General features: G+C 40.0%; 1 protein-coding gene. It reads right to left on the bottom strand.

Annotation, left to right across the window (positions count from 1 at the left end; all coding sequences use genetic code 11):
• A partial coding sequence (locus AAEZ03_RS28920) for a hypothetical protein (protein WP_502947998.1) occupies positions 1–235 on the bottom strand: 235 nt, incomplete at both ends.

A 235-nucleotide genomic window follows, 5' to 3' on the forward strand; every position in this document is an offset into this window, starting at 1 on the left:
TGTTTGCCCTGCTGGACTGGTCGAGCTAACCAAGTGATTGTAATCTGCCATAAACTGCTTGTTGCGTGCAATACGCCCCAACTGCTTATCACTCAACCCTTCAACCATAAACATATCGCCATTGTCAGAGTTACGCTCAACACGTACTTCTTTTGGTTTTGTCTTCTCTAAAACAATAAAACTAAAACCTATAATCTTACGACCCTTCTTCTTTTGAGTGTAACTAATATTAAGG

This window comes from Pseudomonas sp. HY2-MNA-CIBAN-0224 (assembly GCF_040310285.1).
Classification (GTDB): domain Bacteria; phylum Pseudomonadota; class Gammaproteobacteria; order Pseudomonadales; family Pseudomonadaceae; genus Aquipseudomonas; species Aquipseudomonas helleri.